General features: G+C 44.8%; 20 protein-coding genes, 2 tRNA genes, 3 rRNA genes and 1 pseudogene. 17 read left to right on the top strand and 9 right to left on the bottom strand.

Annotated features, from left to right (window positions below):
* Positions 1-23 precede the first annotated feature (23 nt).
* Positions 24-2,492: a DNA topoisomerase (ATP-hydrolyzing) subunit B gene (gene gyrB / locus QLH32_RS10800; protein WP_283266228.1), complete on the top strand. Its 2,469-nt coding sequence runs from the start codon at positions 24-26 to the stop codon at positions 2,490-2,492.
* A 103-nt stretch (positions 2,493-2,595) separates the two neighbouring features.
* On the opposite strand, the gene QLH32_RS10795 is transcribed toward gyrB, so the two are convergent.
* The 4 genes from QLH32_RS10795 to QLH32_RS10780 all read right to left on the bottom strand — a co-directional run bounded on the left by QLH32_RS10795 (position 2,596) and on the right by QLH32_RS10780 (position 6,876).
* Positions 2,596-2,772, bottom strand: a complete 177-nt coding sequence (locus QLH32_RS10795) for a hypothetical protein (protein ID WP_283266227.1) — start codon at positions 2,770-2,772, stop codon at positions 2,596-2,598.
* The gene (locus tag QLH32_RS10790) at positions 2,756-3,907 is read right to left on the bottom strand and encodes a PepSY-associated TM helix domain-containing protein (protein ID WP_283266226.1); all 1,152 of its coding nucleotides are present in this window, start codon (positions 3,905-3,907) and stop codon (positions 2,756-2,758) included. The genes QLH32_RS10795 and QLH32_RS10790 overlap by 17 nt, the downstream gene beginning before the upstream one ends.
* Before the next feature lie 210 nt (positions 3,908-4,117).
* On the bottom strand, positions 4,118-4,675 hold the full coding sequence (locus QLH32_RS10785; protein WP_267982116.1) for a VTT domain-containing protein: 558 nt from the start codon (positions 4,673-4,675) through the stop codon (positions 4,118-4,120).
* Between the two features lie 272 nt (positions 4,676-4,947).
* Positions 4,948-6,876 carry an ATP-binding cassette domain-containing protein gene (locus QLH32_RS10780; protein WP_283269326.1) on the bottom strand — a complete coding sequence of 643 codons (1,929 nt, stop codon included), beginning with the start codon at positions 6,874-6,876 and terminating at the stop codon, positions 4,948-4,950.
* A 302-nt stretch (positions 6,877-7,178) separates the two neighbouring features.
* Here QLH32_RS10780 and QLH32_RS10775 point away from each other — a divergent pair, with 302 nt between their 5' ends.
* From QLH32_RS10775 to erpA, 7 genes are all read left to right on the top strand, one after another.
* The gene (locus QLH32_RS10775) at positions 7,179-8,186 is read left to right on the top strand and encodes a putative solute-binding protein (protein ID WP_283266225.1); all 1,008 of its coding nucleotides are present in this window, start codon (positions 7,179-7,181) and stop codon (positions 8,184-8,186) included.
* A gap of 48 nt (positions 8,187-8,234) precedes the next feature.
* A complete protein-coding gene (locus tag QLH32_RS10770) occupies positions 8,235-9,242 on the top strand; it encodes a putative solute-binding protein (protein WP_283266224.1) in 1,008 nt (335 codons plus the stop codon).
* Positions 9,243-9,285: 43 nt separating this feature from the next.
* Positions 9,286-10,293: a putative solute-binding protein gene (locus QLH32_RS10765; protein ID WP_283266223.1), complete on the top strand. Its 1,008-nt coding sequence runs from the start codon at positions 9,286-9,288 to the stop codon at positions 10,291-10,293.
* 216 nt (positions 10,294-10,509) lie between these two features.
* The gene (locus QLH32_RS10760) at positions 10,510-11,511 is read left to right on the top strand and encodes a putative solute-binding protein (RefSeq protein WP_267982112.1); all 1,002 of its coding nucleotides are present in this window, start codon (positions 10,510-10,512) and stop codon (positions 11,509-11,511) included.
* Positions 11,512-11,727: 216 nt separating this feature from the next.
* Positions 11,728-12,735, top strand: coding sequence for a putative solute-binding protein (locus QLH32_RS10755; protein ID WP_283266222.1), 1,008 nt, complete (start codon positions 11,728-11,730; stop codon positions 12,733-12,735).
* A 284-nt stretch (positions 12,736-13,019) separates the two neighbouring features.
* Positions 13,020-14,024, top strand: a complete 1,005-nt coding sequence (locus QLH32_RS10750) for a putative solute-binding protein (RefSeq protein ID WP_279960774.1) — start codon at positions 13,020-13,022, stop codon at positions 14,022-14,024.
* A gap of 123 nt (positions 14,025-14,147) precedes the next feature.
* Entirely contained in the window at positions 14,148-14,483 is a 336-nt protein-coding gene (gene erpA / locus QLH32_RS10745) for an iron-sulfur cluster insertion protein ErpA (protein WP_004675453.1), read from the top strand.
* A gap of 59 nt (positions 14,484-14,542) precedes the next feature.
* Here erpA and QLH32_RS10740 read toward each other — a convergent pair whose 3' ends face one another.
* On the bottom strand, positions 14,543-15,676 hold the full coding sequence (locus QLH32_RS10740) for an anhydro-N-acetylmuramic acid kinase (protein WP_283266221.1): 1,134 nt from the start codon (positions 15,674-15,676) through the stop codon (positions 14,543-14,545).
* Positions 15,677-15,737: 61 nt separating this feature from the next.
* Between QLH32_RS10740 and tyrS the strand changes: the two genes are divergently transcribed.
* From tyrS to QLH32_RS10705, 7 genes are all read left to right on the top strand, one after another.
* Positions 15,738-16,970 (top strand): tyrosine--tRNA ligase, encoded by a 1,233-nt coding sequence (tyrS, locus tag QLH32_RS10735; protein ID WP_283266220.1) that lies wholly within the window; start codon positions 15,738-15,740, stop codon positions 16,968-16,970.
* Positions 16,971-17,497: 527 nt separating this feature from the next.
* Positions 17,498-19,034: ribosomal RNA gene (locus tag QLH32_RS10730) — 16S ribosomal RNA — on the top strand.
* Positions 19,035-19,093: 59 nt separating this feature from the next.
* Positions 19,094-19,170: transfer RNA gene (locus QLH32_RS10725), tRNA-Ile, on the top strand.
* 68 nt (positions 19,171-19,238) lie between these two features.
* A tRNA-Ala gene (locus QLH32_RS10720) sits at positions 19,239-19,314 on the top strand.
* Positions 19,315-19,695: 381 nt separating this feature from the next.
* Positions 19,696-22,590 (top strand): 23S ribosomal RNA (locus QLH32_RS10715).
* A 177-nt stretch (positions 22,591-22,767) separates the two neighbouring features.
* Positions 22,768-22,882 (top strand): 5S ribosomal RNA (rrf, locus tag QLH32_RS10710).
* The 16S, 23S and 5S rRNA genes sit together here with 2 tRNA genes alongside, the layout of an rRNA operon.
* A gap of 152 nt (positions 22,883-23,034) precedes the next feature.
* Positions 23,035-23,364 (top strand): hypothetical protein, encoded by a 330-nt coding sequence (locus QLH32_RS10705; RefSeq protein WP_283266219.1) that lies wholly within the window; start codon positions 23,035-23,037, stop codon positions 23,362-23,364.
* 91 nt (positions 23,365-23,455) lie between these two features.
* Here QLH32_RS10705 and QLH32_RS10700 read toward each other — a convergent pair whose 3' ends face one another.
* Together QLH32_RS10700 and QLH32_RS10695 are read right to left on the bottom strand one after the other, a co-directional pair.
* Entirely contained in the window at positions 23,456-23,992 is a 537-nt protein-coding gene (locus QLH32_RS10700; protein WP_283269262.1) for an IS630 family transposase, read from the bottom strand.
* 26 nt (positions 23,993-24,018) lie between these two features.
* Positions 24,019-24,498 carry a helix-turn-helix domain-containing protein gene (locus QLH32_RS10695; protein WP_283266218.1) on the bottom strand — a complete coding sequence of 160 codons (480 nt, stop codon included), beginning with the start codon at positions 24,496-24,498 and terminating at the stop codon, positions 24,019-24,021.
* Between the two features lie 37 nt (positions 24,499-24,535).
* Between QLH32_RS10695 and QLH32_RS10690 the strand changes: the two genes are divergently transcribed.
* Both QLH32_RS10690 and QLH32_RS10685 read left to right on the top strand, forming a co-directional pair.
* Positions 24,536-24,700 carry a hypothetical protein gene (locus QLH32_RS10690; RefSeq protein ID WP_283266217.1) on the top strand — a complete coding sequence of 55 codons (165 nt, stop codon included), beginning with the start codon at positions 24,536-24,538 and terminating at the stop codon, positions 24,698-24,700.
* Between the two features lie 3 nt (positions 24,701-24,703).
* Positions 24,704-25,016: pseudogene (locus QLH32_RS10685) on the top strand (ankyrin repeat domain-containing protein).
* Between the two features lie 219 nt (positions 25,017-25,235).
* Here QLH32_RS10685 and QLH32_RS10680 read toward each other — a convergent pair.
* Positions 25,236-25,778 carry an NADPH-dependent FMN reductase gene (locus QLH32_RS10680; protein ID WP_283266216.1) on the bottom strand — a complete coding sequence of 181 codons (543 nt, stop codon included), beginning with the start codon at positions 25,776-25,778 and terminating at the stop codon, positions 25,236-25,238.
* Positions 25,779-25,892: 114 nt separating this feature from the next.
* Entirely contained in the window at positions 25,893-26,375 is a 483-nt protein-coding gene (locus QLH32_RS10675; RefSeq protein WP_283266215.1) for an FKBP-type peptidyl-prolyl cis-trans isomerase, read from the bottom strand.
* Position 26,376: the final 1 nt, after the last annotated feature.

The raw sequence follows: 26,376 nt of genomic DNA, 5'->3' as shown, positions 1-26,376 counted from the left end.
ATCAATATTACTAGGGAGTAACCATGAGTTCAGAGTCTCAATCAGTCTCTCAAACAGAACAAACAAATGAAAAGGCTTATGATTCCTCTAGTATTAAAGTATTACGTGGATTAGATGCGGTTCGTAAACGTCCTGGGATGTATATCGGTGACACCGATGATGGTACTGGTCTGCACCATATGGTGTTTGAGGTGGTGGACAACGCCATTGATGAAGCCCTGGCGGGTCATTGTGACGAGATTTTGGTGACCATCCATGAGGATGAATCGGTCAGCGTGTCGGATAATGGACGTGGTATCCCAACCGACATACATCCTGAAGAGGGTGTATCCGCGGCAGAAGTGATCCTGACCATCCTGCATGCGGGCGGTAAGTTCGATGACAACAGCTATAAGGTGTCGGGTGGCTTGCATGGTGTGGGTGTATCGGTTGTAAACGCCTTGTCGAAAAAACTACAGTTGACGATTTATCGTGCGGGTCAAATACATGAACAGGAATACCAGCATGGTGATTCACAATATCCGTTAAAGGTGGTGGGGGAAACAGATAAAACAGGAACAATAGTACGTTTCTGGCCAAGTGAGCTGACTTTCAGCCAGACCATTTTCAATGTTGATATTCTGGCACGTCGTTTAAGGGAGCTTTCATTCCTGAATGCTGGCGTGCGTATTGTATTGCGTGATGAACGGATTAACCTCGAACACGTCTATGATTATGAGGGTGGCCTTTCAGAGTTCGTTAAGTACATCAACGAAGGCAAGACCCATCTCAATGATATTTTCCATTTCACGGCCGATGCTGAAAATGGGATTACCGTCGAAGTTGCCTTGCAGTGGAATGACAGCTATCAAGAAAATGTACGCTGCTTTACCAACAACATTCCACAGAAAGATGGTGGTACACACCTTGCTGGTTTCCGTGCGGCGCTTACTCGTGGCTTAAACAGCTACATGGAAAATGAAAACCTGCTGAAAAAAGAAAAGGTTGCCGTGACAGGTGATGATGCCCGTGAAGGCTTAACCGCGATTATTTCGGTGAAGGTGCCTGATCCAAAATTCTCTTCACAGACCAAGGAAAAACTGGTGTCGAGTGAAGTTAAACCTGCGGTGGAGCAGGCCATGAATAAGGAATTTTCAGCGTATTTGCTGGAAAATCCACAGGCGGCTAAATCAATTGCAGGCAAAATTATTGATGCGGCGCGTGCTCGTGATGCGGCGCGTAAGGCCCGTGAAATGACCCGTCGTAAGAGTGCGCTGGACATTGCGGGTTTGCCTGGCAAATTGGCGGACTGTCAGGAAAAAGATCCAGCCTTGTCTGAACTGTATCTAGTCGAGGGTGACTCTGCGGGCGGTAGTGCCAAGCAGGGCCGTAACCGTAAGATGCAGGCGATTTTGCCGTTGAAAGGTAAAATCCTCAACGTTGAGCGTGCCCGCTTTGATAAGATGATTTCCAGTCAGGAAGTTGGCACCCTGATCACGGCTTTAGGCTGTGGTATTGGGCGCGAAGAATATAATCCAGATAAGTTACGTTATCATAAAATCATCATCATGACCGATGCGGACGTGGATGGTTCACATATCCGTACCTTGTTGCTGACGTTCTTCTTCCGTCAAATGCCAGAACTGGTTGAGCGTGGTTATATCTATATTGCCCAGCCACCGCTGTACAAATTGAAGAAAGGCAAGCACGAACAGTACATCAAGGACAATGATGCACTGGAAGAGTTTTTGATCTCCAATGCGATTGATGAGTTGGCGTTACATATCAGTGCGGAAGCACCTGCAATTACAGGTGCGGCATTGGCGAGTGTGATTGCGGATTATCAGGTGTCACAGAAGAGCTTACAGCGCCTCACCCAGCGTTATCCTGCGAGCCTGCTGGATGGCCTGCTTGAGCTGGAGGCATTTAAGGCTGACCACAACCATGAGCGTGACTATGTGGAATCATGGGCTGAGCAATTGCGTGTGGCTATTGAAAAACTACAGCCTAGCCTACGTCCTGAAATTTCACTGGAGTCTTTTGAACGTGAAAACTCCTTGGGTGAAAAATCGGCACACTACTGGCCGCGTGTCACGGTATACGTGCATAACTTGCCACATGCCTATTTGCTGGATGCAGGTCTGCTCAATTCTGCTGAATATGCACGTTTGCTGAAAAATGCCAAGAGCTGGTTCAAGCTGCTTGAAGAGGGGGCTTACCTGCAAAAAGGTGAGCGCCGTATTCAGGTCAACAGTTTCCATCAGGTATGGCAGCATATTTTGCAGGACTCACGCCGTGGCATGATGATCCAGCGCTATAAAGGTCTGGGTGAGATGAATGCCGAGCAGCTTTGGGAAACCACGATGGACCCTGAAAACCGCAATATGTTGCAGGTCACCATTGATGATGCGATTGAGGCGGACCGTATGTTCTCATGTCTCATGGGTGATGACGTGGAACCACGTCGTGCATTCATTGAGGAAAATGCATTGAATGCCGATATTGATGCTTAACTAAGTTAGGCATTTTTCAAATTTATTTTAAAGGCGGGGCTAAAATGATTAGCCCCGCCTTTAAGTCTTCTGCTTTATTGGAAATTATTGAAAGGTTTGTGGCTTATTTTTTATCTCTTTGCAGAACATAGGCTCGCCATATCGCAATCAAAATGGGAAAAAGCGTCACCACTAGAAAAATAAAATCGGCTAAACCATCCATCAACAGCATCCCGACAATCCCTGAAATACTGCATAGTGCAAGCAACCATAAGGTGCTGAGTTTATTCCACAGTTGCATTGCCTACTCCTTTTAAGCCCTTTTGTTGACGCTTTGCCCACCATAACCATGCACCATTCAGCGTGATAAACAGTGTTAGCAGGGTACACAAGGTCCAGAGGATTTTAAGGGGCATACCACCATAATTACCAAAATGGAGAGGCTGTGACAGTAAAATGGCCTTGAGATAGGTTGGCAGTTCTTCCACCGTATCAACCTTGCCCGTTTCTGCATTGACCAAGGCAACTTTCAGCATTTTTTCATTCAGGCCCTCATTTCCCTGTAACAGCACCATGTAGTGGCCTTGGGTTGAATATTCTGTTTTAGGATAAAAGACACTGGTTGGATGCCAGCCAGATTCCCCCTTTTGTGCCGAGGCATAGATCGTATCAAGATCAAGCCTTGGATTGATGACAGTGGCATGCTGATACTTTTCTTGCAGTGCTTTAAGTTCCGTGATTTGCCACACGCCAATCGCCACCGTTCCAAAACCTAACAGGAATCCCGTAAATGTCACCACCAGGGCCCAGCCCAACACTGCCGAGCCAATCAGGTTATGTAAATCCAGTTGCAGTAGGCGCTGGCCTCTTCCGATACGGATAATGCCAAACAGGAATTTTTTGACATAGGGTGCGTACACCACCAAACCTGAGATCAGGGATAGCAACACTAAAAATGCAATCAGCGCACCAATCAGTTGTCCAATAAATCCCAAAAACCAGTTGGCATGTAGTTCAAGCAGGAAACCCGTCAGGGTATCGCGTTCATTCGGTTTCTGGATCAGGCTTGCAGAACCAATATCCGCAAACAGCCAGCGTGCCTGTTCAAAACCTTGATTCGGCTTTGCCATGCCAATCAGCAGTACCCCAGGGTGGTGTTCTGGATCATAGCCTGTACTGATGACCTGTTCATTGGGGTAGGTTTTTTGTGCAGTTGCGATTGAATCTGCCAATGGGCGTTGCTGGGATGAGCTTAGGGCAGTGGGTTCCACCCCAAGTGCGTGATCAATTTCTTCATGGAAAATAAGAATCACACCTGTAATTGACAGGATTGCGAACGGAATCACCACCACAAGACTGACCCAGCGGTGAATCCATAGATTGAGACGGAACCAGCGTGAATTGGTTTTTTTAACGGAAGATAAGCTTTGGCGCATAGCACGTTATCCAATGAAAATAATCATTGGTTTTCCTAAGAGGGATATTTGTTTAGATATTAATTTAAGTGATAATTATTTGCATTATTATTTTAATATTTTGTTTCACGTGGAACATCTGTTTATTTGTTTTGCAAACTAAAAATTCCAGCGTGACAGACATTTTTTGTCCAAGATTGGTTGATGAAATCAGTTCTATAAAAACTAGATTTAATTATCGACCAGATCACTGACCTGAATAATTGCATGGCCGAATATGTAGCCTGCACTGAGTAATAAACTAATCCAAAGTAACGCACCTAAAATATTATACAGACAGAAGCTTAAGTACTTCATGTTGCTGGAACCTGCCGCCAGAGGTGCAAAGGAGCGGGCAAAGGGAATAAAACGTGCAAGCAGAATGGTTTTGCCACCGTGACGCAGGAAAAACGTGTTGGTCTTTACCAGATATTCCTGTTTGATAAAACGTGATTCCATATTAAAGATACGGTCACCAAAATGACGGCCAATATGGTAATTGACCATATAACCCAGGGTTGCGGCAACAAAAAGCAAGCTGATCATATAACCAAGATGCATGATCTCGATCATGGAGCACAAGGCACCTACGGTCAGCAACAGGCTGTCGCCTGGCAAAAAGAACATAAACACAAAAGCTGTTTCTAAAAAAATAATCAGGAACAGGATGGCATAAATCCATAAACCATATTCCTGAATCAGGATGGGAAGGAAATGTTCAAAATTAAAAATAAAGTCGAAAGAACTCATGCAGTTTGTTCGATCCAAAATAACGTACCAACCAAACATGGGGTACAAAAAATTAAAATAAATTTAACTCTCTGGTTTCATTAGAAAGTTTCAACTTTAAAATGATACTCGTCGAGTATAACGGGCCTGAACCCAAAGCTCAATTTTCTGGGAAAATTACAACTTTAGCTTAGCCTAATTTTTTTGTTGTTTCATGACATCTTTATTGGTATTTAAGTAGCCTCAACCTAACCAGACGATGTTGACCAGTTAGGTTGATATTTTTTTAGCTTTTAGGTTTCGAATGAACTTTCCAGTTCCTCCAGCTCCATCATTAACTCCAAAAGCTGTTCTTCGAATTGTTCTAGTTTTGCCTTTAAATCATTTTGCTCATTCATGAGTTTGATCAAGTCATCTTTTCGATTCGCTTCATACAGGGCACTATCCGCCAAAGCCTGTTCAATCTCAGCTAAACGCGGTTGAACCTTGTCAATCTGTGCCTCAACCTTTTCGATGTTCTTGCGAATCGGGCGGGTCAGTTCACGGCGACGGGCAGCCTCTTTTCGCTGGGCTTCCTTATCCACTTTTGCACTTGGGGTGGGTGCATTGCTGCTTTGTTGCTGTAGGGCATTTTGAGCGTTGATCTGCTGTTGGCGCGCTTCACGCAACCATTTCGCATAATCCTGTAAATCGCCCTCAAACTCTGTGCATTTGCCTGCATGAACCAACAGTAAGTCATCGCAGACGCTGGCAATCAGTTGGCGTTCATGCGAGACCAGAACCACAGCACCTTCAAAATCCTGTAATGCCATACTCAGGGCATGACGCATATCCAGGTCCAGATGGTTGGTGGGTTCGTCCAGAATCAATACATTTGGGCGTTGCCATACGATTAGGGCCAATGCCAGACGTGCGCGCTCACCACCTGAAAAGCTCTCGCATGGGGTGTCCATACGTTCACCACTAAAACCAAACCCACCCAGAAAGGCGCGCAAGGAAGCTTCACTGATTTGTTTATCTGCAATGCGGGCCAGTTGCAGCATTGGGCTGGCATTGGCATCCAGTGCATCCATTTGATGCTGGGCAAAATAACCGATGTTCAAGAGTTCCGAGGCTTTGCGCTCGCCTGCCAAGAGCGGTAAATCACCCACCAATGTTTTGATCAGGGTTGATTTACCTGCACCATTCATCCCCAACAAGCCAATGCGTGAACTTGGCGTGATTTGCAGGCGGATTTTTTCCGCAATGATTTTATCGCCATAGCCAATTGTCGCCATATCCAGACTTAACAGCGGTGAACTCATTTTGCTGGGTTCACGGAAGCTAAAGGTAAATGGCGTGTCCACATGCGCAGGCGCAAGCTGTTGCATGCGCTCTAGCTGTTTAATACGACTTTGTGCCTGACGGGCTTTGGTGGCTTTTGCTTTAAAGCGGTCAATAAATTTTTGTAGATGTGCACGGGTTTCCTGTTGTTTCTCAAACGCCTGTTGCTGTTGTGCCAAGCGTTCGCTACGGGTGGTTTCAAAGGTGGAGTAGTTGCCTGTATAGAGCATGAGTTCCTGATTTTCGATGTGCAGGATATGGTCGGTAATGGCATCAAGGAAGTCACGGTCATGTGAAATCAACACCAGCGTGCCCTCATAGGCTTTAAGCCAGTCTTCCAGCCACAGAATTGCATCCAGATCCAAATGGTTGGTGGGTTCATCCAGCAACAGTAGGTCTGAGCGGCTCATCAGCGTGCGTGCCAGATTGAGGCGCATACGCCAGCCACCTGAGAAGCTTGCCACATTTAAACGGATTTGATGGTCCAGAAAACCCAGACCCGCCATAAGCTGGGCAGCCTTGGCAGGTGCGGCATAGCCGTGAATCTCATCAAAACGGCCATGTAGTTTTGCCAAATCATCATTGCTGAGCTGTTCAGGGTGTGCCAGTTTTTCCTGAATCTGCCAATATTCCTCATCCCCTGACAGCACAAAGTCCAGTGCAGGCATTTCCAGTGCCTTAATTTCCTGTGCCATATGCGCCACTGTCCAGACAGCGGGACGGCTTAGGTTGCCTTCATCTGCAACAAGGTCACCCAAAAGTGCGGCAAACAAGGTCGATTTACCCGCACCATTCACACCTGTAAGGCCAATTTTCCAGCCAGGATGGAGCTGCATCGATGCTTTCTGAAAGAGGACTCGCCCACCACGGCGTAATGAAACTTGGTCAAACTGGATCATGAGCATGCAAAATTACAAATAGTTGGCTGCATTTTAAGGTGAACGTGCATGAAAGCAAATTTTTATCTGGCAGCCATTCAATATTCATTCATAAATTGCATTCTGGCCTCAAACTTCGTTGGGTTTGGTATGAAATATAAATACAGCAATGCATCTGCCCTAAAGATCAATTCGATTGAATCCAGCAATTCAATCAGTAAAAATAGAGTTTTTACTCTATTTTTGTGATGGAAATCAGATTATTATTTAGTTTTAATGAAAAAATAAGCAACAAGATTAGAAGTATAGTGACAGGATTAGGGATGAGGAAAGGGATTCTTGCCGTGGGGGCAATGCTGATGCTGGGGGCAAGTATGCAGGCCAGCGCAGACGCTAAAATTTGTGTTTTTGACTTGTTGGGAAAATCTGGCGAGGCCTATAAGGCAATGGAGGAATGGGCTCTGGCTGCCAAAACATGGCACAGTGACATCACTTTACTGAGTTACCAGAATGAGGCCCAGGCCCAGAATGATTTTGAGCAGGGCAAATGCGATGGCGTGTACATGACCTCCATGCGGGCGCGGAGTTATAACAAATTTGCGGGATCAGTGGATGCAATCGGTGCGGTTCCCAGCTATGCGATTGCCCAAAAGGCGATTAGTTTCGCGTTAGACAGGCGTAACCAGCGCCGTCTAAACAGCCGTATTGGCAAGCAATCCTATGAGGTTGCAGGTATTTCACAGATTGGTCTGGCTTATATCTTTGTAAAAGATAAAAACATGAACACCATTGAGCAGATCAAGGGTAAAAAATTTGCGGTACTGGCTTATGACGAGGCACAAAAGATCGTCGTAAAAAGCCTGGGTGGGCAAGCGGTCCTTTCCGATATTTCGGATATTGCCAAAAAGTTTAACAGTGGTGAGGCCGACATTATGGCGGCACCTGCTTATGCCTACAAGCCACTGGAATTATATAAGGGGCTGGGAAATGACGGGGCAATCATTCAGTTTCCAGCGGTGAATATGACCATGGACCTGATCATTCGGCCAGAAAAATTCTCCAGTGGTTTTGGCCAACATTCGAGGGCCTGGTTCATTAACCGCCTCAATACCAACTTTGCCCTGATTCAGCGGATTGAAGCGGAATTACCCGCCAAATATAAAATGAATCTGAGCAATGAGGACAGGACACGTTATCAGCAAATCCTGCGTGAGGCACGTATTGGCTTGACCTCACGTGGCATTTATGACGCCACCATGATGAATGTACTCAAGCGTGCGCGCTGTACGGTGGATCGGACCAATTTTGAATGTACCCTTGGTGGTGAATAGATTTTTTAAGTTTTTTTGTGCGTTTGATAATTTTTATAGGGAAATGAAATGAATAAGGGGTTGTTTGCTTTGGCTGCCGTGGCGTTGTTGAGTGTTGCAGGGCAAACTCAGGCAAAGCAAAAAGTATGTGTTTTTGATTTGCTGGGCAAGGCTGGTGAGACATTCAAGGTGACTGAGGAATGGGCTGTCACAGCAAAGGATTGGCAGGCAGATATACGCCTGATTCCCTATCAGGATGAGGCCAAGGCCCAGAATGATTTTGAGGCAGGTCTCTGCGATGCGGTGTATATGACCTCCATGCGCGCCCGTAAATACAACCGTTTTGCGGGTTCGATTGACGCGATTGGCGGTGTCACCAGTAACCATGTGGCCCAGAAAGCCATCAGCTTCGCTTTGGACAAGCGTAACAAGCGCCGTTTGCTGGCAACGGTTGAGGGAGAAAACTACGAGGTTGCAGGGATTTTGCAGTTTGGTCTGGCCTATGTCTTTGTGCGCGACAAAAATGTAAATACAATTGAGAAAGCCAAGGGCAAGAAGTTTGCATATTTACAATATGACATTGCCCAGAAAACCATTGTGGACAGTCTGGAAATGGTCTCGGTGCCTTCAGAGATTTCAGATTTTGTGAAGAAGTTTAACACTGGTCAGGTCGATGTGATTGCCTCTCCTGCTTACGCCTACCGTCCTTTGGAAATTGAGAAAGGCATTGCCAAGAGTGGCGCGATGTTTACGTTTCCTGTGGTCAACATTACGGGTGACCTGATTATTCGTCCTGAAAAGTTTCCAAAAAATTTTGGTGTGCAGTCACGGGAATGGTTTGTAAAACAGGTTCCAAAGAGCTTTACCATGGTGAAGCGACTTGAGGCTGGAATTCCCGCAAAATACATCGTGCAGTTGCCGAAAGAGGATGAGGTACGCTATCAGAAAATTCTGCGCGAGGGGCGAATTAACCTGACCAAACAGGGCGTTTACGACCCCGTCATGATGAGTGTACTCAAGCGTGCCCGCTGTACGGTGGAACGAACCAGCTTTGAATGCTCACTGGGTGGTGAATAGATTTTAAGTTGTTGAGTATTCAATAATTTTATAGGGGAATGAAATGAATAAAGGATTATTCGCTTTGGCTACCGCAATATTGCTCAGTGTTGCGGGGCAAACCCAGGCAAAACAGAATATTTGTGTTTTTGACCTGTTGGGTAAAGCTGGAGATGCTTTTAAAATCACCGAGGACTGGGCAATTACGGCAAAAAACTGGCAGGCTGATATTCGTTTGATTCCTTATCAGGATGAGGCCAAGGCCCAAAGTGACTTTGAGGCAGGGAAATGTGACGGCGTGTATATGACCTCCATGCGTGCCCGTAAATACAACCGTTTTGCAGGTTCGATTGACGCGATTGGTGGTGTGACCAGTAACCATGTGGCGCAAAAGGCAATTCACTTTGCACTGGATAAACGCAATAAATCTCGTCTATCTACCATAGTGGATGGACAAAACTACGAAGTTGCGGGAATCTTACAGTTTGGTCTGGCCTATGTTTTTGTGCATGACAAAAACATGAATACAATCGAAAAATTCAAGGGAAAAAAGTTTGCCTATCTGCAATATGACGAGGCACAAAAAGAAGTGATCAATAGTTTGGAAATGATCGCAATTCCCTCTGAAATTTCAAATTTTGTGAAGAAATTTAACAGTAATCAGGTCGATGCGATTGCAGCACCTGCCTATGCCTTTAAACCACTTGAAATTGAGAAAGGCATTGAAAATGGTGGCGCAATGTATCTTTTCCCTGTGGTCAACATTACAGGTGACCTGATTATTCGTCCTGGAAAATTCCCTGCCAATTTTGGCGTCCAATCACGTCAATGGTTCATACAGCAGTTACCGAAAAGCTTTGCGATGGTGAAACGTCTTGAAGAAGACATTCCAGCAAAATACAAAGTCAGTTATCCCAAGGAAGAGCTGGTTCGTCATCAAAAACTGTTACGTGATGGACGAATTAGCCTGACCAAACAGGGGATTTATGACCCAATCATGATGAGTGTACTGAAACGTGCCCGCTGCACTGTGGAACGGACCAGTTTTGAATGTTCGTTGGGAGGGGAATAAAATCTTAATCAAAGTTGAATTGCATGGTGATTTGGAAAAATGATCAGGCATTGGAAATAGATATTTCATCAAGGAATAAAATGTGATGAGTGCTATTAAAAATCAGTAAAACCCGACGTATGTAAATAAAAGGACTAGGCTTTTAGTCAAAATCTGACTATATTTGTCTCTCGCTGGTGGAAAAATATGCAAAAACAGCAAATAAGGGAAAACAAGATGAAAAAAGGACTTTTGGCATTGAGTGCTGCGACTCTATTTGTCATGACCACTCCTGTACAGGCAAAACAAGAAATTTGCGTATTCGATTTGTTGGGAAAGGCGGGGGAGTCTTACAAACTGATCGAGGAATGGAAACTGGCCGCCAAAAACTGGCAGGGCGATGTCGAGCTAATTCCCTATCAGGATGAGGAAAAGGCTGAACAGGATTTTGATGCAGGCAAGTGTGACGGTGTCTATATGACTTCCATGCGCGCCCGTAAATACAACAAGTTTGCTGGTTCAATTGATGCGGTTGGTGCGGTCACCAGTAATGCCATTGCCCAAAAAGCCATTACCTTTGTGTTGGATAATCGCAATAAACACCGTTTAACTGCGTCAGTCGGTGGTGAGAAACACGAAGTTGCAGGGATTATTCAGGTTGGACTGGCTTATATTTTTGTTCGGGACAAAAATATTGACACCATTGAAAAAGCCAAAGGCAAAAAATTCGCGTACCTCCATTATGACCAGGCACAAAAGGCGATTGTTGAAAGCATCGACCTGGTTGCCGTACCTTCCGACATCTCAGATTTTGTGAAGAAGTTTAACAGTGGTCAGGTCGATGTGATCGCCGCTCCTGCCTATGCCTACAAACCTTTGGAAATTAGCAAGGGTTTGGCAAATGGGGCATTGTTCAATTTTCCAGTCGTCAACATTACTGGTGATTTAATTATCAAGCCTGGAAAATTCCCTGCAAATTTTGGTACACAGTCACGTCAATGGTTCATCAACAAATTACCAGGCAACTTTGCAACGGTACAGCGTCTAGAGGCTGGCATGGATGCGAGAAGAATCACACTGTCCAATGAAGACAAAATCCGCTACCAGAAACTACTGCGTGATGGACGCATGAATTTGACTAGACAGGGAGTGTACGATGCCAGCATGATGAACGTGCTGAAGCGTGCGCGTTGTACGGTGGAACGGACCAATTTTGAGTGTTCACTCAGCGGTGAATAAGGCCATTGTGCTGCCTCAAATAAACCCGTTTATAAACAAATTGTGCTGTTTATAACAAATTTGCCTATGAAAATAAGCGAATGAGATAAAACAGGACAAAAAATCAACAATATTGATATAAAAATAGAGTACAAGCTCTATTTTTTTCCAAGAAACATGATTAATATTTGCTTCGAACAAGGAGACAAACATAAAGTTTGTGAAAGGATGAAAAATATGAAAAAAATTGCATTGGCTATTGCAACAACTTCAATCTTAGGTGTATCTGCCTCAACTCAGGCGGCAATTGATGTGTGTGTATTCGACTTATTAGGAAAGTCAGGTGAATCATACAAAATGATGCAGGACTGGGCACTGGCCGCAAAAAGCTGGGGTGCTGATGTTAACCTTCAGGCGATTACCGATGAACAGGTTGCAGACAACAACTTTAAAGCGGGTAAATGTGATGCTGTGGCAATGACAGCAATGCGCGCCCGTCCGTACAACAAATTTGCTGGTTCTGTTGACTCATTGGGCGGTGCGCCAAGCAATGAAACAGCTCAGCGTGCAATTACCTATGTACTGGATGCACGTAATGCAGCAAAAATGACCACTAATCTTGGTGGTAACAAATACGAAGTTGCGGGTATCTCTCCACTAGGTGCTGCTTACATTTTTGTACGTGACAAGAGCATTAACTCAATTGAAAAGGCAGCGGGTAAAAAATTCGCGGTATTGGGTTATGATGATGCACAAAAAATCATGGTTCAGCGTGTAGGCGCTCAGGCTGTACTGTCTGACATCTCTAACTTTGCCGCTAAATTCAACAACGGTCAGGTAGACATGGTGGGTGCGCCTGCTTATGCATACAAGCCATTGGAATTAAGCAAAGGTTTGGGTGCAAATGGTGCGATGTTTAACTTCCCAGTACTACAGGTGACTGCGGATCTTATTATTCGTCCAGAGAAGTTCCCAGCAGGTTTTGGTCAAAAATCTCGTGATTACTTTGTAAAATCCTTGCCTAAGAGTTTTGCAATGATCAAGCGTTACGAAGCTGAGATTCCAGCGAAATACAAAATGAACCTAAGTGCTGAAGACACTTTAAAATACCAAAAATTGTTGCGTGATGGTCGTATGGACTTAACTAAACGTGGTATTTACGATGCAGGCATGATGTCTGTATTGAAGAAAGCTCGTTGTTCAGTAGACAAGGCGAACTTTGAATGTGCTTTACCAGGTGAATAATCAGCAATTGCTAAAGCAAACACTTAAAGCCTAGATTTATCTAGGCTTTTTGTTTTTTAAGCATTGTCATTTAAGTCATTGTCTTTAGCTGCTAAGATTATGATTATAGAGAGACATAAGAAATCAAATGGAATCTTGAGGATTTAAGAATATATTGAAACCATTAGGAGGAATGATGGTTGATTTCAAATCTATTGTTCATTTGAAGATATTGGAAAGATATAACGCAACTTTTTAGTTTTGGATGTAACAACAATCACCATAGATGCAAAGGAAAAAATAAGATGCAATGGTTTAAAACACTACTACTGGCGACAGGTATTGCTGCGGTATCTGCGGGCGCTCAGGCACAACAGACCATTTGTGTATTTGACATTGTCGGTAAAAGTGGCGATGTCTATGCACTGATGAAAGACTATCAGCTTGCCGCAAAAACCTGGGGTGCGGATATTGAGTTGAAAGTGGGGACCAATGAAGCGGTGATAGCGGAAGATTTCAAGGCAGGTAAATGTGATGGGGTCAGTATCACAGGCATGCGTGGTCGCCAGTTTAACCAGTTTACAGGCTCATTGGATGCGATTGGTGCGATCACAGACCTGAAGCTTGCGGTAAAAGTGATGCAGGGATTGGCAAGCCCAACATTTGCCAAGGCCATGGTGAATGGTAAGTATGAAGTTGTAGGCGTGATCCCGATTGGTGATGCCTATCTGCTGGTCAATGACCGCAATATCAACACTGTTGCCAAAGCGGCAGGTAAGAAAATCGCTGTTCTGGACTATGATGAAGCACAAAAAATTATGGCTTCTCAGGTGGGTGCCCAGGCGGTCAGTTCTGACATCACCAACTTTGGTGCGAAATTCAACAATGGTCAGGTCGATATCATTGGTGCACCAGCAGCAGCATTTAAGCCTTTAGAACTTTACAAGGGCTTGGGCACCAAGGGTGCAATTGTAAATTACCCAATCTTGCAGGTGACGGGTAACCTGATTATCCATCCTGAGAAATTCCCAGAGGGTTTTGGACAAAAATCAAGGGAATGGGTAAAGGCGCAGTTACCACGTGCTTTTGGCATTCTTGGCAAGATGAAAGCGGATATTCCACAAAAATACTGGATGGAAGTTCCTGCGGCTGACAAGCCTGGCTATCAAAAGCTGATGCGTGAAGCACGTATCAACCTGACTGCAAAAGGCATTTATGACAAGCGTATGATGAAATTGTTATGGCAATTCCGCTGTCGTGAGGATGCCAAGAACTTTGAGTGTGCGCTACAAGATGAAAACTATAAATAATCTTGTAAAAAGTCTTTAAACGCCCTTTAAACTTCAAATACAGACCCGATATTGAGTATGCTATACTGAATATCGGGTCTTTTATTTTTTTTAAAGACATATTGAAGTCTGAGGAACATCATCATGAACGCCCAAGCTCTTGAATTGTCAGATAATGCTGCCAAAAAAGTTCGCCAATTACGCGAGAGTGAGGGGAATAACGATCTCATGTTGCGTGTTTATGTCACGGGTGGTGGATGTTCTGGATTCTCTTATGGCTTTAATTTTGCTGAAAGTGTCAATGAAGATGATGCTGAATTCAGCAATGGTGATGTAAAAATGTTGGTTGACTCCTTGAGCTATCAGTATCTGGTGGGGTCAGTGGTTGACTATCTTGAAGGATTGGAAGGTTCTCGTTTTGTGGTTCAAAACCCGAATGCCACCACGACCTGTGGCTGTGGTTCATCTTTCTCGATTTAATAGAATATAAATATAAAAAGGCTTCTCAAAATTGAGAAGCCTTTTTTATTGCTTTGGCCTTAAACAGCGGTGATAGTTCCCAGGATACGATCACCTGACGCGCCTGTAACAGCGGGTAAATTGCCACTGAGTTGCTGAACAAAGCGCATGGCCAACCATGCAAAAGCAGTTGCCTCCACCCAGGTTGGTGCCAGCCCTAAAGCATCAGTGGTTTGTACAGACCAATTATGCTTGCGTAAACGCCAGCGTAACTGTTCCAGTAAATGTGAGTTGTAGGCTCCGCCACCGCAGACATAGATTTCACCTGTAGGCATCAGCTCCTTGCTGCGGTAGATGGCTTTCTTAATCGCCCGCGTTGTTAGTTTCATCAATGTGGCCTGCACATTCTCAGGTGTATCTTCCAGCTCATCATAGTCAAGGCCATTACGCCAGTCGCTCAGCTGTTCATCCAGCCATTCTAGGTTAAAATCTTCCCGTCCCGTACTTTTCGGGGGTTCTTTGGTAAAGAACTCGTGGGTTTGTAGGCGATCCAGCAATGAACGGATCGGATTGCCATAGGCTGCCCAGTCACCATTTTCATCATACGGATGCCCCGTATGACGATGACACCATGCATCCATCAAGATATTGGCTGGGCCTGTATCAAAGCCATAGACGCCGTTTAGGTTGTTGGCGGGCAACATACTGACATTGGCTATCCCACCCAGATTCAAAATCACCCGATGGATACTGTCATGCTGAAACAGTGCCTGATGGAATGCGGGAACCAAAGGCGCACCCTGTCCACCTGCCGCCATATCACGACGACGGAAATCAGAAACGACAGGAAGTTGCGTGATCTCAGTGATGATGTTGGGATCACCAATTTGCAGGGTAAAGCCATGTTCAGGGCGGTGGCGAATGGTTTGCCCATGTGAACCGATGGCCTTAATTTGAGTGCGGTCTAAATTATTCTTTTCAATCAGTTCATTGATACCCTGACCAATCATTTGCGCCAGAGCCACATCCGCCTTGCCCATGCGGTCAATTTCATTGTCATCAGGCAAGGTCAGTGCCATCAGCTCATCACGTAGCTCAGGTTCAAAAGGCACAGTCAGCGTGGCGTGTAGCGTGAGCGGCCCAAATGAAGCTGCGACAATATCCACACCATCCATGCTTGTGCCTGTCATTACACCAATATAGATTGCGTTCACCGCAACTTCTCCCTGCAACACGCTGAAAAAATGTTAGTATATCGCACAAATTGAATAACTGATGTGTTTAGGTTTTGTGATGTCAAATTTCTTGCCCGCCGAAGAACAGCTTGCTCTCATTCAACGAGGCACGCACGAAATTATTTCTGAAGAAGATTTACTGAAAAAACTCAAGGAAAATCGCCCCCTCCGTGTGAAAGCAGGTTTTGACCCAACGGCTCCCGACCTACATTTGGGACATACGGTCCTGATTAATAAACTCAAAACGTTCCAGGATTTGGGACATGAGGTTTATTTCCTGATCGGTGACTACACCGCAATGATCGGCGACCCAACAGGTAAGAGTGCAACGCGCCCGCCGTTGTCCCGTGAACAGGTTGAAGCCAATGCCAAAACCTATCAGGAACAGGTATTTAAAATTCTTGATCCAAATAAAACCAAGGTTGTCTTTAACTCGGAATGGTTCAACCAGAAATCAGCTGCTGACCTGATTCAATTGGCAAGTCAGCAAACTGTTTCACGTATGCTGGAGCGTGATGACTTTACCAAGCGCTATAGCAACCACCAACCGATTGCGATCCATGAGTTCCTCTACCCATTGGTTCAGGGTTATGACTCGATTGCGCTTGAGGCGGATGTCGAGCTGGGTGGTACAGACCAGACCTTTAACCTGCTGATGGGACGTACTTTACAGGGCCGCTACGGTCAGGAATCACAAGTATGTATCACTGTGCCAATTCTTGAAGGTTTAGATGGCGTCAATAAGATGTCTAAATCTTTAGGCAACTATATTGGCGTATTTGACACACCAGGCGCGATGTACCAAAAAATCTTGTCTATGCCAGATAGCCTGATTGAGCGTTACTTTGACTTGCTCAGCTTTAAGTCACTGGACGAAATTCAAGGCCTGCTGGATGAAATGGCTGAGGGCCGTAACCCACAAGAGATCAAACGTATTTTGGCACTTGAGCTGGTGGAGCGTTTCCATGATGCAGAAGCCGCAGAAAATGCACACAAGAGTGCAGGCAACCGTGTTACTGAAGGTGAAGTACCAGAAGACACGCCTGAAGTGACTATTTCCCGTGCTGAGTTTGGCGGTGAATTGTTCATTGCAACCATTCTTCGTGTGGCAGGCCTAAACCCAAATGCTGCGGCTGCGAAAGATGCAGTTGGCCGTGGTGCCGTTAAAGTCGATTGGAATGTGGTGGATATGAGCTACTCGGTAAAAGAGAATGTCACTTTGATCATCCAGTCAGGCAAAAAAGCGATTGCGCGTGTGACTTTCACTGATTAAATCCAAATGAAAATAATAAAAAGCAGGTCACGAGCCTGCTTTTTATACATAAATAGATGATAAAAACAACGAAAACATCAGTTTTGTAGAAAAAAGAAACATGCAAAAGAAAATAATAAAAAAGGGGGTTGTATTGGTTCGGGAATGCTGTAGAATGCCCACTCATCGGCGGTGATGCGGATAAAAACTTGTTGATAAACATGGATTTGATTAAAGTGGTCTAGATTCTAGGCTGGATTGGTCAGGTTTGTTTAGGTTAAGGTAAGTTTTAAAAAATCCAAATTATCAGTTGACTTTAAAGAGATTTAGGGTAACATAGCCGACCTAGCTTGATGATGACGAATCATCGAGAAGATCATTAAGAGAATAGAAGAACAACTTGTGTGGATTTTTACTGGTTGATCGATCGATAAATTATCATTGATTAATTGGTTAAAATTTCTCGAAGTTTATTTGAGCGAATATATAAGTCAGTAATTGATGAGCCAGAATTGGCACCTTGTCTTTAATAAGGTGCAAAATGATTTTAACTGAAGAGTTTGATCATGGCTCAGATTGAACGCTGGCGGCAGGCTTAACACATGCAAGTCGAGCGGGGTGAGGTGCTTCGGTACTGATCCTAGCGGCGGACGGGTGAGTAATGCTTAGGAATCTGCCTATTAGTGGGGGACAACATTCCGAAAGGAATGCTAATACCGCATACGCCCTACGGGGGAAAGCAGGGGATCTTCGGACCTTGCGCTAATAGATGAGCCTAAGTCGGATTAGCTAGTTGGTGGGGTAAAGGCCTACCAAGGCGACGATCTGTAGCGGGTCTGAGAGGATGATCCGCCACACTGGGACTGAGACACGGCCCAGACTCCTACGGGAGGCAGCAGTGGGGAATATTGGACAATGGGGGGAACCCTGATCCAGCCATGCCGCGTGTGTGAAGAAGGCCTTTTGGTTGTAAAGCACTTTAAGCGGGGAGGAGGCTCTTGAGGATAATACCCTTGATGAGTGGACGTTACCCGCAGAATAAGCACCGGCTAACTCTGTGCCAGCAGCCGCGGTAATACAGAGGGTGCGAGCGTTAATCGGATTTACTGGGCGTAAAGCGTGCGTAGGCGGCTGAATAAGTCGGATGTGAAATCCCCGAGCTTAACTTGGGAATTGCATACGATACTGTTTGGCTAGAGTATGGGAGAGGATGGTAGAATTCCAGGTGTAGCGGTGAAATGCGTAGAGATCTGGAGGAATACCGATGGCGAAGGCAGCCATCTGGCCTAATACTGACGCTGAGGTACGAAAGCATGGGGAGCAAACAGGATTAGATACCCTGGTAGTCCATGCCGTAAACGATGTCTACTAGCCGTTGGGTCCTTTGAGGACTTAGTGGCGCAGCTAACGCGATAAGTAGACCGCCTGGGGAGTACGGTCGCAAGACTAAAACTCAAATGAATTGACGGGGGCCCGCACAAGCGGTGGAGCATGTGGTTTAATTCGATGCAACGCGAAGAACCTTACCTGGCCTTGACATACTAGAAACTTTCCAGAGATGGATTGGTGCCTTCGGGAATCTAGATACAGGTGCTGCATGGCTGTCGTCAGCTCGTGTCGTGAGATGTTGGGTTAAGTCCCGCAACGAGCGCAACCCTTTTCCTTACTTGCCAGCATTTCGGATGGGAACTTTAAGGATACTGCCAGTGACAAACTGGAGGAAGGCGGGGACGACGTCAAGTCATCATGGCCCTTACGGCCAGGGCTACACACGTGCTACAATGGTCGGTACAAAGGGTTGCTACCTAGCGATAGGATGCTAATCTCAAAAAGCCGATCGTAGTCCGGATTGGAGTCTGCAACTCGACTCCATGAAGTCGGAATCGCTAGTAATCGCGGATCAGAATGCCGCGGTGAATACGTTCCCGGGCCTTGTACACACCGCCCGTCACACCATGGGAGTTTGTTGCACCAGAAGTGGGTAGTCTAACCTTAGGGAGGACGCTCACCACGGTGTGGCCGATGACTGGGGTGAAGTCGTAACAAGGTAGCCGTAGGGGAACCTGCGGCTGGATCACCTCCTTAACGAAAGATTGGTGACTGGTAAGAATCCACAACAAGTTGTTCTTCGAAGATGTATCTGAGGGTCTGTAGCTCAGTTGGTTAGAGCACACGCTTGATAAGCGTGGGGTCACAAGTTCAAGTCTTGTCAGACCCACCACTACTGACGAAGTGATGAATAGTCACAAGCTGCTAGATGAGAAGATATATCGTTCAAGATGATAAGCTGGGGACTTAGCTTAGTTGGTAGAGCGCCTGCTTTGCACGCAGGAGGTCAGGAGTTCGACTCTCCTAGTCTCCACCACGAATTAAATGGAAACATTTAATTTAAAGCTAAATAAATTATAGAAATTAATAAATGTATAAATAAATCAAAAGAGATTTTGATTTGAGTTTATTAACTTCTGTGATTTATCACAGTTTACTACTCGCTGACGAGGCAGTAGTTAATCATTAACAGATTAGTAGAATTGAGTCTGAAATAAATTGTTCAAACTCGATTAAGTATTAAATTAACAAATAATTGTTAAGAAGATATTTAATCTGAGAACTAGCAAAAACACTGAATCAAGCGTTTTGGTATATGAATTTAGATTGAAGCTGTACGGTGCTTAAGTGCACAGTGCGTCAAACTGAAATGTTGGTAATACTACTTGTAGGTATTAACGACTGTTTGGGGTTGTATAGTCAAGTAATTAAGTGCATGTGGTGGATGCCTTGGCAGTCAGAGGCGAAGAAAGACGTGATAGCCTGCGAAAAGCTCCGGGGAGGCGGCAAATATCCTGTGATCCGGAGATTTCTGAATGGGGGAACCCACTTACCATAAGGTAGGTATTATATTCTGAATACATAGGAATATAAGGCGAACGAGGGGAAGTGAAACATCTCAGTACCCTTAGGAAAAGAAATCAATTGAGATTCCCTTAGTAGCGGCGAGCGAACGGGGATCAGCCCATTAAGTGGTGTGTGTTCTAGTGGAACGCTCTGGGAAGTGCGAACGTAGAGGGTGATATTCCCGTACACGAAAGGGCACACATCATGATGACGAGTAGGGCGAGGCACGTGAAACCTTGTCTGAATATGGGGGGACCATCCTCCAAGGCTAAATACTCCTGACTGACCGATAGTGAACCAGTACCGTGAGGGAAAGGCGAAAAGAACCCCTGTGAGGGGAGTGAAATAGATCCTGAAACCGCATGCATACAAGCAGTGGGAGCCCACTTTGTTGGGTGACTGCGTACCTTTTGTATAATGGGTCAGCGACTTACATTCAGTAGCAAGGTTAACCGCATAGGGGAGCCGTAGGGAAACCGAGTCTTAATAGGGCGTATAGTTGCTGGGTGTAGACCCGAAACCAGGCGATCTATCCATGAGCAGGTTGAAGGTTGGGTAACACTAACTGGAGGACCGAACCCACTGTCGTTGAAAAGCCAGGGGATGACTTGTGGATAGGGGTGAAAGGCTAATCAAGCCTGGTGATAGCTGGTTCTCCCCGAAAGCTATTTAGGTAGCGCCTCGGACGAATACCATTGGGGGTAGAGCACTGTTTCGGCTAGGGGGTCATCCCGACTTACCAAACCGATGCAAACTCCGAATACCAATGAGTACTATCCGGGAGACAGACTGCGGGTGCTAACGTCCGTAGTCAAGAGGAAAACAATCCAGACCGCCAGCTAAGGCCCCAAAATCATAGTTAAGTGGGAAACGATGTGGGAAGGCATAGACAGCTAGGAGGTTGGCTTAGAAGCAGCCACCCTTTAAAGAAAGCGTAATAGCTCACTAGTCGAGTCGGCCTGCGCGGAAGATGTAACGGGGCTAAAACTATGTGCCGAAGCTGCGGATTTACGCATTAGCGTAAGTGGTAGGGGAGCGTTCTGTAAGCCGATGAAGGTGGATTGAGAAGTCTGCTGGAGGTATCAGAAGTGCGAATGCTGACGTGAGTAACGACAAAACGGGTGAAAAACCCGTTCGCTGAAAGACCAAGGGTTCCAGTCCAACGTTAATCGGGGCTGGGTGAGTCGACCCCTAAGGCGAGGCCGAGAGGCGTAGTCGATGGGAAATTGGTTAATATTCCAATACTTCTGTGTAATGCGATGAGAGGACGGAGAAGGTTAAGTCAGCCTGGCGTTGGTTGTCCAGGTGGAAGACAGTAGGCATGCATCTTAGGCAAATCCGGGGTGCTCCATGCTGAGAGTCGATAGCAAGCTGTACTTGTACAGTGAAGTGGCTGATACCATGCTTCCAGGAAAAGTCTCTAAGCTTCAGTTACACAGGAATCGTACCCGAAACCGACACAGGTGGTCAGGTCGAGTAGACCAAAGCGCTTGAGAGAACTCTGCTGAAGGAACTAGGCAAAATGGTACCGTAACTTCGGGAGAAGGTACGCTGCTGACGGTGATGGGACTAGCTCCCTGAGCGGTTGGCAGCCGCAGAAACCAGGCCGCTGCAACTGTTTATTAAAAACATAGCACTCTGCAAACACGAAAGTGGACGTATAGGGTGTGATGCCTGCCCGGTGCTGGAAGGTTAATTGATGGGGTTAGCGTAAGCGAAGCTCTTGATCGAAGCCCCAGTAAACGGCGGCCGTAACTATAACGGTCCTAAGGTAGCGAAATTCCTTGTCGGGTAAGTTCCGACCTGCACGAATGGCATAATGATGGCGGCGCTGTCTCCAGCAGAGGCTCAGTGAAATCGAAATCGCTGTGAAGATGCAGTGTACCCGCGGCTAGACGGAAAGACCCCGTGAACCTTTACTGCAGCTTGACATTGAACTTTGACCTTACTTGTGTAGGATAGGTGGGAGGCTTTGAAGTACGAACGCTAGTTTGTATGGAGCCGTCCTTGAAATACCACCCTGGTAATGTTGAGGTTCTAACTCTGCCCCGTAATCCGGGGCGAGGACCATGTCTGGTGGGTAGTTTGACTGGGGCGGTCTCCTCCTAAAGAGTAACGGAGGAGTACGAAGGTGCGCTCAGCGTGGTCGGAAATCACGCGTAGAGTATAAAGGCAAAAGCGCGCTTAACTGCGAGACCCACAAGTCGAGCAGGTACGAAAGTAGGTCTTAGTGATCCGGTGGTTCTGTATGGAAGGGCCATCGCTCAACGGATAAAAGGTACTCTGGGGATAACAGGCTGATACCGCCCAAGAGTTCATATCGACGGCGGTGTTTGGCACCTCGATGTCGGCTCATCTCATCCTGGGGCTGAAGCAGGTCCCAAGGGTATGGCTGTTCGCCATTTAAAGAGGTACGCGAGCTGGGTTTAGAACGTCGTGAGACAGTTCGGTCCCTATCTACCGTGGGCGCTGGAAATTTGAGAGGATCTGCTCCTAGTACGAGAGGACCAGAGTGGACGAACCTCTGGTGTACCGGTTGTGACGCCAGTCGCATCGCCGGGTAGCTATGTTGGGAAGGGATAACCGCTGAAAGCATCTAAGCGGGAAGCCTACCTCAAGATAAGATTTCCCTAGGACTTTATGTCCTCTAAAGAGCCGTTCGAGACCAGGACGTTGATAGGTTGGGTGTGGAAGCACGGTGACGTGTGAAGCTGACCAATACTAATTGCTCGTGAGGCTTGACTATACAACACCCAAACAGTTGTATATAAAGCATCAACTTAAATGATTAAACCAAAGTAAAACTTGATTTAGTGCAGAAACTAGTTAAACTACGAACACTAAAACAGACTCAACAGCTAATCCGTTAAACTCTTCGGTACTAAGTGGCAGAATGTAAGACCACCGAAAGCCAAAACAGTTTGCTGGCGACAATAGCAGGAGTGAACCACCTGATCCCTTCCCGAACTCAGAAGTGAAACCTCCCCGCGCTGATGGTAGTGTGGCGTTTGCCATGTGAGAGTAAGTCATCGCCAGCTTTTAAATTGAAAACCTCCCAACCAATGTTGGGAGGTTTTTTTATGCTGAAGAAATAGAGAAAAGTATAATGAAAATATAAGTCAATATTGAAAGAATTGTGCTAATTTTTATTTTAATAATATGCTAAATGATAAATTAAGATAGGACTAGCGTGATTTTATATACATTTTTATCTGGTATTGGGATTGTCTATTTATGTTTTTTAATAGAGAAGAGTCTAAAAAAATCTAAGCAAAAATATCAAGCACCTAGAGTAATTCATGAATGGATATGTGATGACCCTAAAGGCGAGCTGTATGTAGCTTTTATTACATCAGATCAGAAAGTTTGGTCTGCTGGTGGACGGTATGCGCATTCTTCTGGTTCAACAAGTACGACTTGGTCTGGTTTCTTGTCTGGTGATTTAAACGATCTTGTCCTGAAAACGATGGGGCAACAGGTGCTTGAGGAAATGATTGAGTGTCTTAAGCAACAAAAATAATAAATGTGTAGGATGTATAGTTAAGCCTGTATCTAGCTTAGATTATTATTCAAGTGACATCTGATTTTTTATACCAATTTTCAGAATTAAATTAAATTTTAGCCCACTGCCGTTGGGTTAGGGATTTTATAGTATCGACAGCCTCACAAATGCCTTGCCACGCTTGGCAACACCCATCTAATATTGCTTCGATATTTGAATAGCAGCGATTAGATAAATACCGCTTCTTCATCATCAACCAAACTTGCTCCATAGGGTTAAGCTCAGGTGAATATGGAGGGAGCTTCAATATGCTTACATTTGGTAAATTTAAACTCTCCTGATGCCACAATGCGCCATCCATAACTACAACAGCATGTTTTCCTTGAGAAACATATTTACTTATTTCAGCCATATGTAGTTGCATTGTCACTTTATTTACTTGAGGTAAAATCAGCCCTGCACTTGTACCATGCTCAGGGCAAATTGCTCCAAATATATAACGACACAGAAATTGTTGTTGTCTGATCAACCGTGGGCGTTGCCCACAATAATGCCATATTCGACTTAATGAACCCTGTTGTCCTATACGTGTTTCATCCTGAAACCAAATTTCAACATCTTGAAGTGCAACATGTTCAGGTAATATTGACTCAACTAATGCACTGAAGTTTTTTAAAAATCTTCTTGTTTTGCTATATCTGCTTGTGGGTGTTGGCTGCGTGCAGAAATCCAGCTCATTCCTATACGTTTTAATACATGGTACATACCATTACGACTATAATCTACTTTGAAGTGTTCTTTTGCCAATTCCACAATATCATCACAGACCAAACTTCCTCTTTCTTTGTCTTCCTGTTCTTTTACAATCAATGTTTTAAAGGTATCTATATCTTGCTTGGCTAACTTGGGTTTGCGTCCTGAGCGTGGTTGGTCGTAGATACTGGATAATCCATATTTCCAATATTTTCGCCTTGTTTTCATGACAGTATGTTCTGAAATATACATGGATTCTGATATTTCAGGCGTGCTTTTACCGATTGAATATTGATGTAAAATCAATAGACGTGTTCTTGCCCGAGGGTCTTTTTCTCGTGTGGATAATTCCCCAAAATTGTATGCACTTAGGTCATGCTGAATCTGTTGATTTTTCATCTTATTAGTTTAACTTATTTTTGGGGATTAGTATTAGATGGATATTCAGACTTACAGCATTATCAAAATAGCAAAAATAAGTATATCTGATAGAAAGCTTTTTATTATAGAATTTCAAGATGCCTTTTATTTTTATAATCAACGTATTATAAGGTTGAAGCTTGATGAGTTAATTTTAGAATCTCAAAAATTGCATAATTAAACTATGAAACTTAACTCTTTCTCTCCGCTCCCTGAGGATGATGACGAACTGCTTCTGCCTGAACTTGTCTATTGGGCATCTCTAGGTGATGTGGAACAAGTCGAGCAATTATTGGCAGAGGGTACAGATCCTAAACCAGACCGATGACGAAGGCTACAGCGCATTACAGGCTGCTGCCGAGAACGATCATTTGGCCGTAGTGAGGCTGTTGGTGAGTAAAGGCGCGAATGTCTCTTATAAAGGCGAATATACAGCCTTACAGCTAGCGGAAATGGCAGAGAATACCGAGGTGGTTGCATATTTAAGAAGTCTTTAAATCATATAAAAAATCGATGGATAAAAAGAAGCCCCATCATCCTGACAGGGCTTCTTTATATTCAGTTTATTGTCGTTTATTTCCTATTAACGACCACGTCCTGTGGGTCTTGTTGTTCTGAATGAGACTCCGTGTCTCTCTATGATTGGTATATTAAAACTAAAGTTGAGAGCCGTATATTCGTTAATGACCCTGATTACTGTAAGTTTAAGCTTACATTTATCTCACATGATATTTCTGTAATTTTTCAATGGTGACCTTGAGTGCCTTAATCTCAAATTCATTTGCCTCAAAAGTTTCCGTGTGGTTTCTTTTAAAAATATCCCGAATTTCAAGAACGGCATTGGAGTCAATCAGTCCAAGTTGTGTGCCTACCTGACGGATTTGATCAATCGAACGTGAACCATTGGTTGAGCCATAGCCGATATAGGCTGCGGGTTTACCCTGCCATTCTTTACCAATGTAATCCAGTGCATTTTTAAGGGCTGGGCTGTAGCCATGATTATATTCAGGGCTGATAAGAATAAATGCATCTGCCGTGGCAATTTTATCTGCCCATTGCTGTTGCTTCGGTTGATCATAGATTCCAGTCGCGGGTGGATGAGCACCTGCAAAAATTGGTAAATCCCATTCCTTTAAGTCAATAATTTCTGTTTGGATGTCTTTTAAGGAAAAATTGCCAATCTCTTGGTGTAGCCAATTGGCTACCTTAATTGCGGTTCGGTTTTCACGGACACTGCCAACGATAATATAAATAAGCATGGGTGGATTCCTATATCTCTGATGTTGGATTGATTTTTTAATGGAATTGGATGAACATAAATGATTTTATAGTTGTTTATTGATTAAAAAAGCTCTCATTTGAGAGCTTTTGTGTTACATCAATTGAACGCCTTGCTGTCCAGCAGGGGTGACCTTAAAGATTTCAACCTCAAAGGTAATATTTTTACCTGCAAGCGGGTGGTTAAAATCAATTTCGGTGATGTTATCATTGACGGACTTAACCACGCCAAACAGCGTTGCCTTGGCCTTGTCTTCAAACTCAATCATATGGCCTACGATTGGGCGTTGTTCAAATTTCACGGTATCGAAAGTTTGGATGTTTTCAGGATTCCACGGACCAAAGGCATCTTCAGGCGGTAAATGTACAGTACGGCGGTCACCTGCACGTAAACCAAATAAAGCTTTTTCGAATCCTGGCAATAAACTGCCATCACCCATGACCAGACTTACAGGCTCTTCACGGTTACGTGTGTTGTCAATTTCAACGCCATTTTCGATTGAAACAGAAAAATGCAAGTCGACCTTTGAGCCATCTTGAATACGAATTTCTTCGTTTGGTTGGATAATTTCAGTCATC

The organism is Acinetobacter corruptisaponis (assembly GCF_030053775.1).
GTDB classification, from domain to species: Bacteria; Pseudomonadota; Gammaproteobacteria; order Pseudomonadales; family Moraxellaceae; genus Acinetobacter; species Acinetobacter corruptisaponis.
Note: the sequence above shows the minus strand (reverse complement) of the source record. Positions and strands in the feature narration are given on the sequence as shown.

Coding starts and splice junctions, on each gene's coding strand:
- gyrB (WP_283266228.1), top strand. CDS start 24: ATGAGTTCAGAGTCTCAATCAGTCTCTCAAACAGAACAAACAAATGAA.
- QLH32_RS10795 (WP_283266227.1), bottom strand. CDS start 2,772: ATGCAACTGTGGAATAAACTCAGCACCTTATGGTTGCTTGCACTATGC.
- QLH32_RS10790 (WP_283266226.1), bottom strand. CDS start 3,907: ATGCGCCAAAGCTTATCTTCCGTTAAAAAAACCAATTCACGCTGGTTC.
- QLH32_RS10785 (WP_267982116.1), bottom strand. CDS start 4,675: ATGAGTTCTTTCGACTTTATTTTTAATTTTGAACATTTCCTTCCCATC.
- QLH32_RS10780 (WP_283269326.1), bottom strand. CDS start 6,876: ATGATCCAGTTTGACCAAGTTTCATTACGCCGTGGTGGGCGAGTCCTC.
- QLH32_RS10775 (WP_283266225.1), top strand. CDS start 7,179: ATGAGGAAAGGGATTCTTGCCGTGGGGGCAATGCTGATGCTGGGGGCA.
- QLH32_RS10770 (WP_283266224.1), top strand. CDS start 8,235: ATGAATAAGGGGTTGTTTGCTTTGGCTGCCGTGGCGTTGTTGAGTGTT.
- QLH32_RS10765 (WP_283266223.1), top strand. CDS start 9,286: ATGAATAAAGGATTATTCGCTTTGGCTACCGCAATATTGCTCAGTGTT.
- QLH32_RS10760 (WP_267982112.1), top strand. CDS start 10,510: ATGAAAAAAGGACTTTTGGCATTGAGTGCTGCGACTCTATTTGTCATG.
- QLH32_RS10755 (WP_283266222.1), top strand. CDS start 11,728: ATGAAAAAAATTGCATTGGCTATTGCAACAACTTCAATCTTAGGTGTA.
- QLH32_RS10750 (WP_279960774.1), top strand. CDS start 13,020: ATGCAATGGTTTAAAACACTACTACTGGCGACAGGTATTGCTGCGGTA.
- erpA (WP_004675453.1), top strand. CDS start 14,148: ATGAACGCCCAAGCTCTTGAATTGTCAGATAATGCTGCCAAAAAAGTT.
- tyrS (WP_283266220.1), top strand. CDS start 15,738: ATGTGTTTAGGTTTTGTGATGTCAAATTTCTTGCCCGCCGAAGAACAG.
- QLH32_RS10695 (WP_283266218.1), bottom strand. CDS start 24,498: ATGAAAAATCAACAGATTCAGCATGACCTAAGTGCATACAATTTTGGG.
- QLH32_RS10690 (WP_283266217.1), top strand. CDS start 24,536: ATGGATATTCAGACTTACAGCATTATCAAAATAGCAAAAATAAGTATA.
- QLH32_RS10680 (WP_283266216.1), bottom strand. CDS start 25,778: ATGCTTATTTATATTATCGTTGGCAGTGTCCGTGAAAACCGAACCGCA.
- QLH32_RS10675 (WP_283266215.1), bottom strand. CDS start 26,375: ATGACTGAAATTATCCAACCAAACGAAGAAATTCGTATTCAAGATGGC.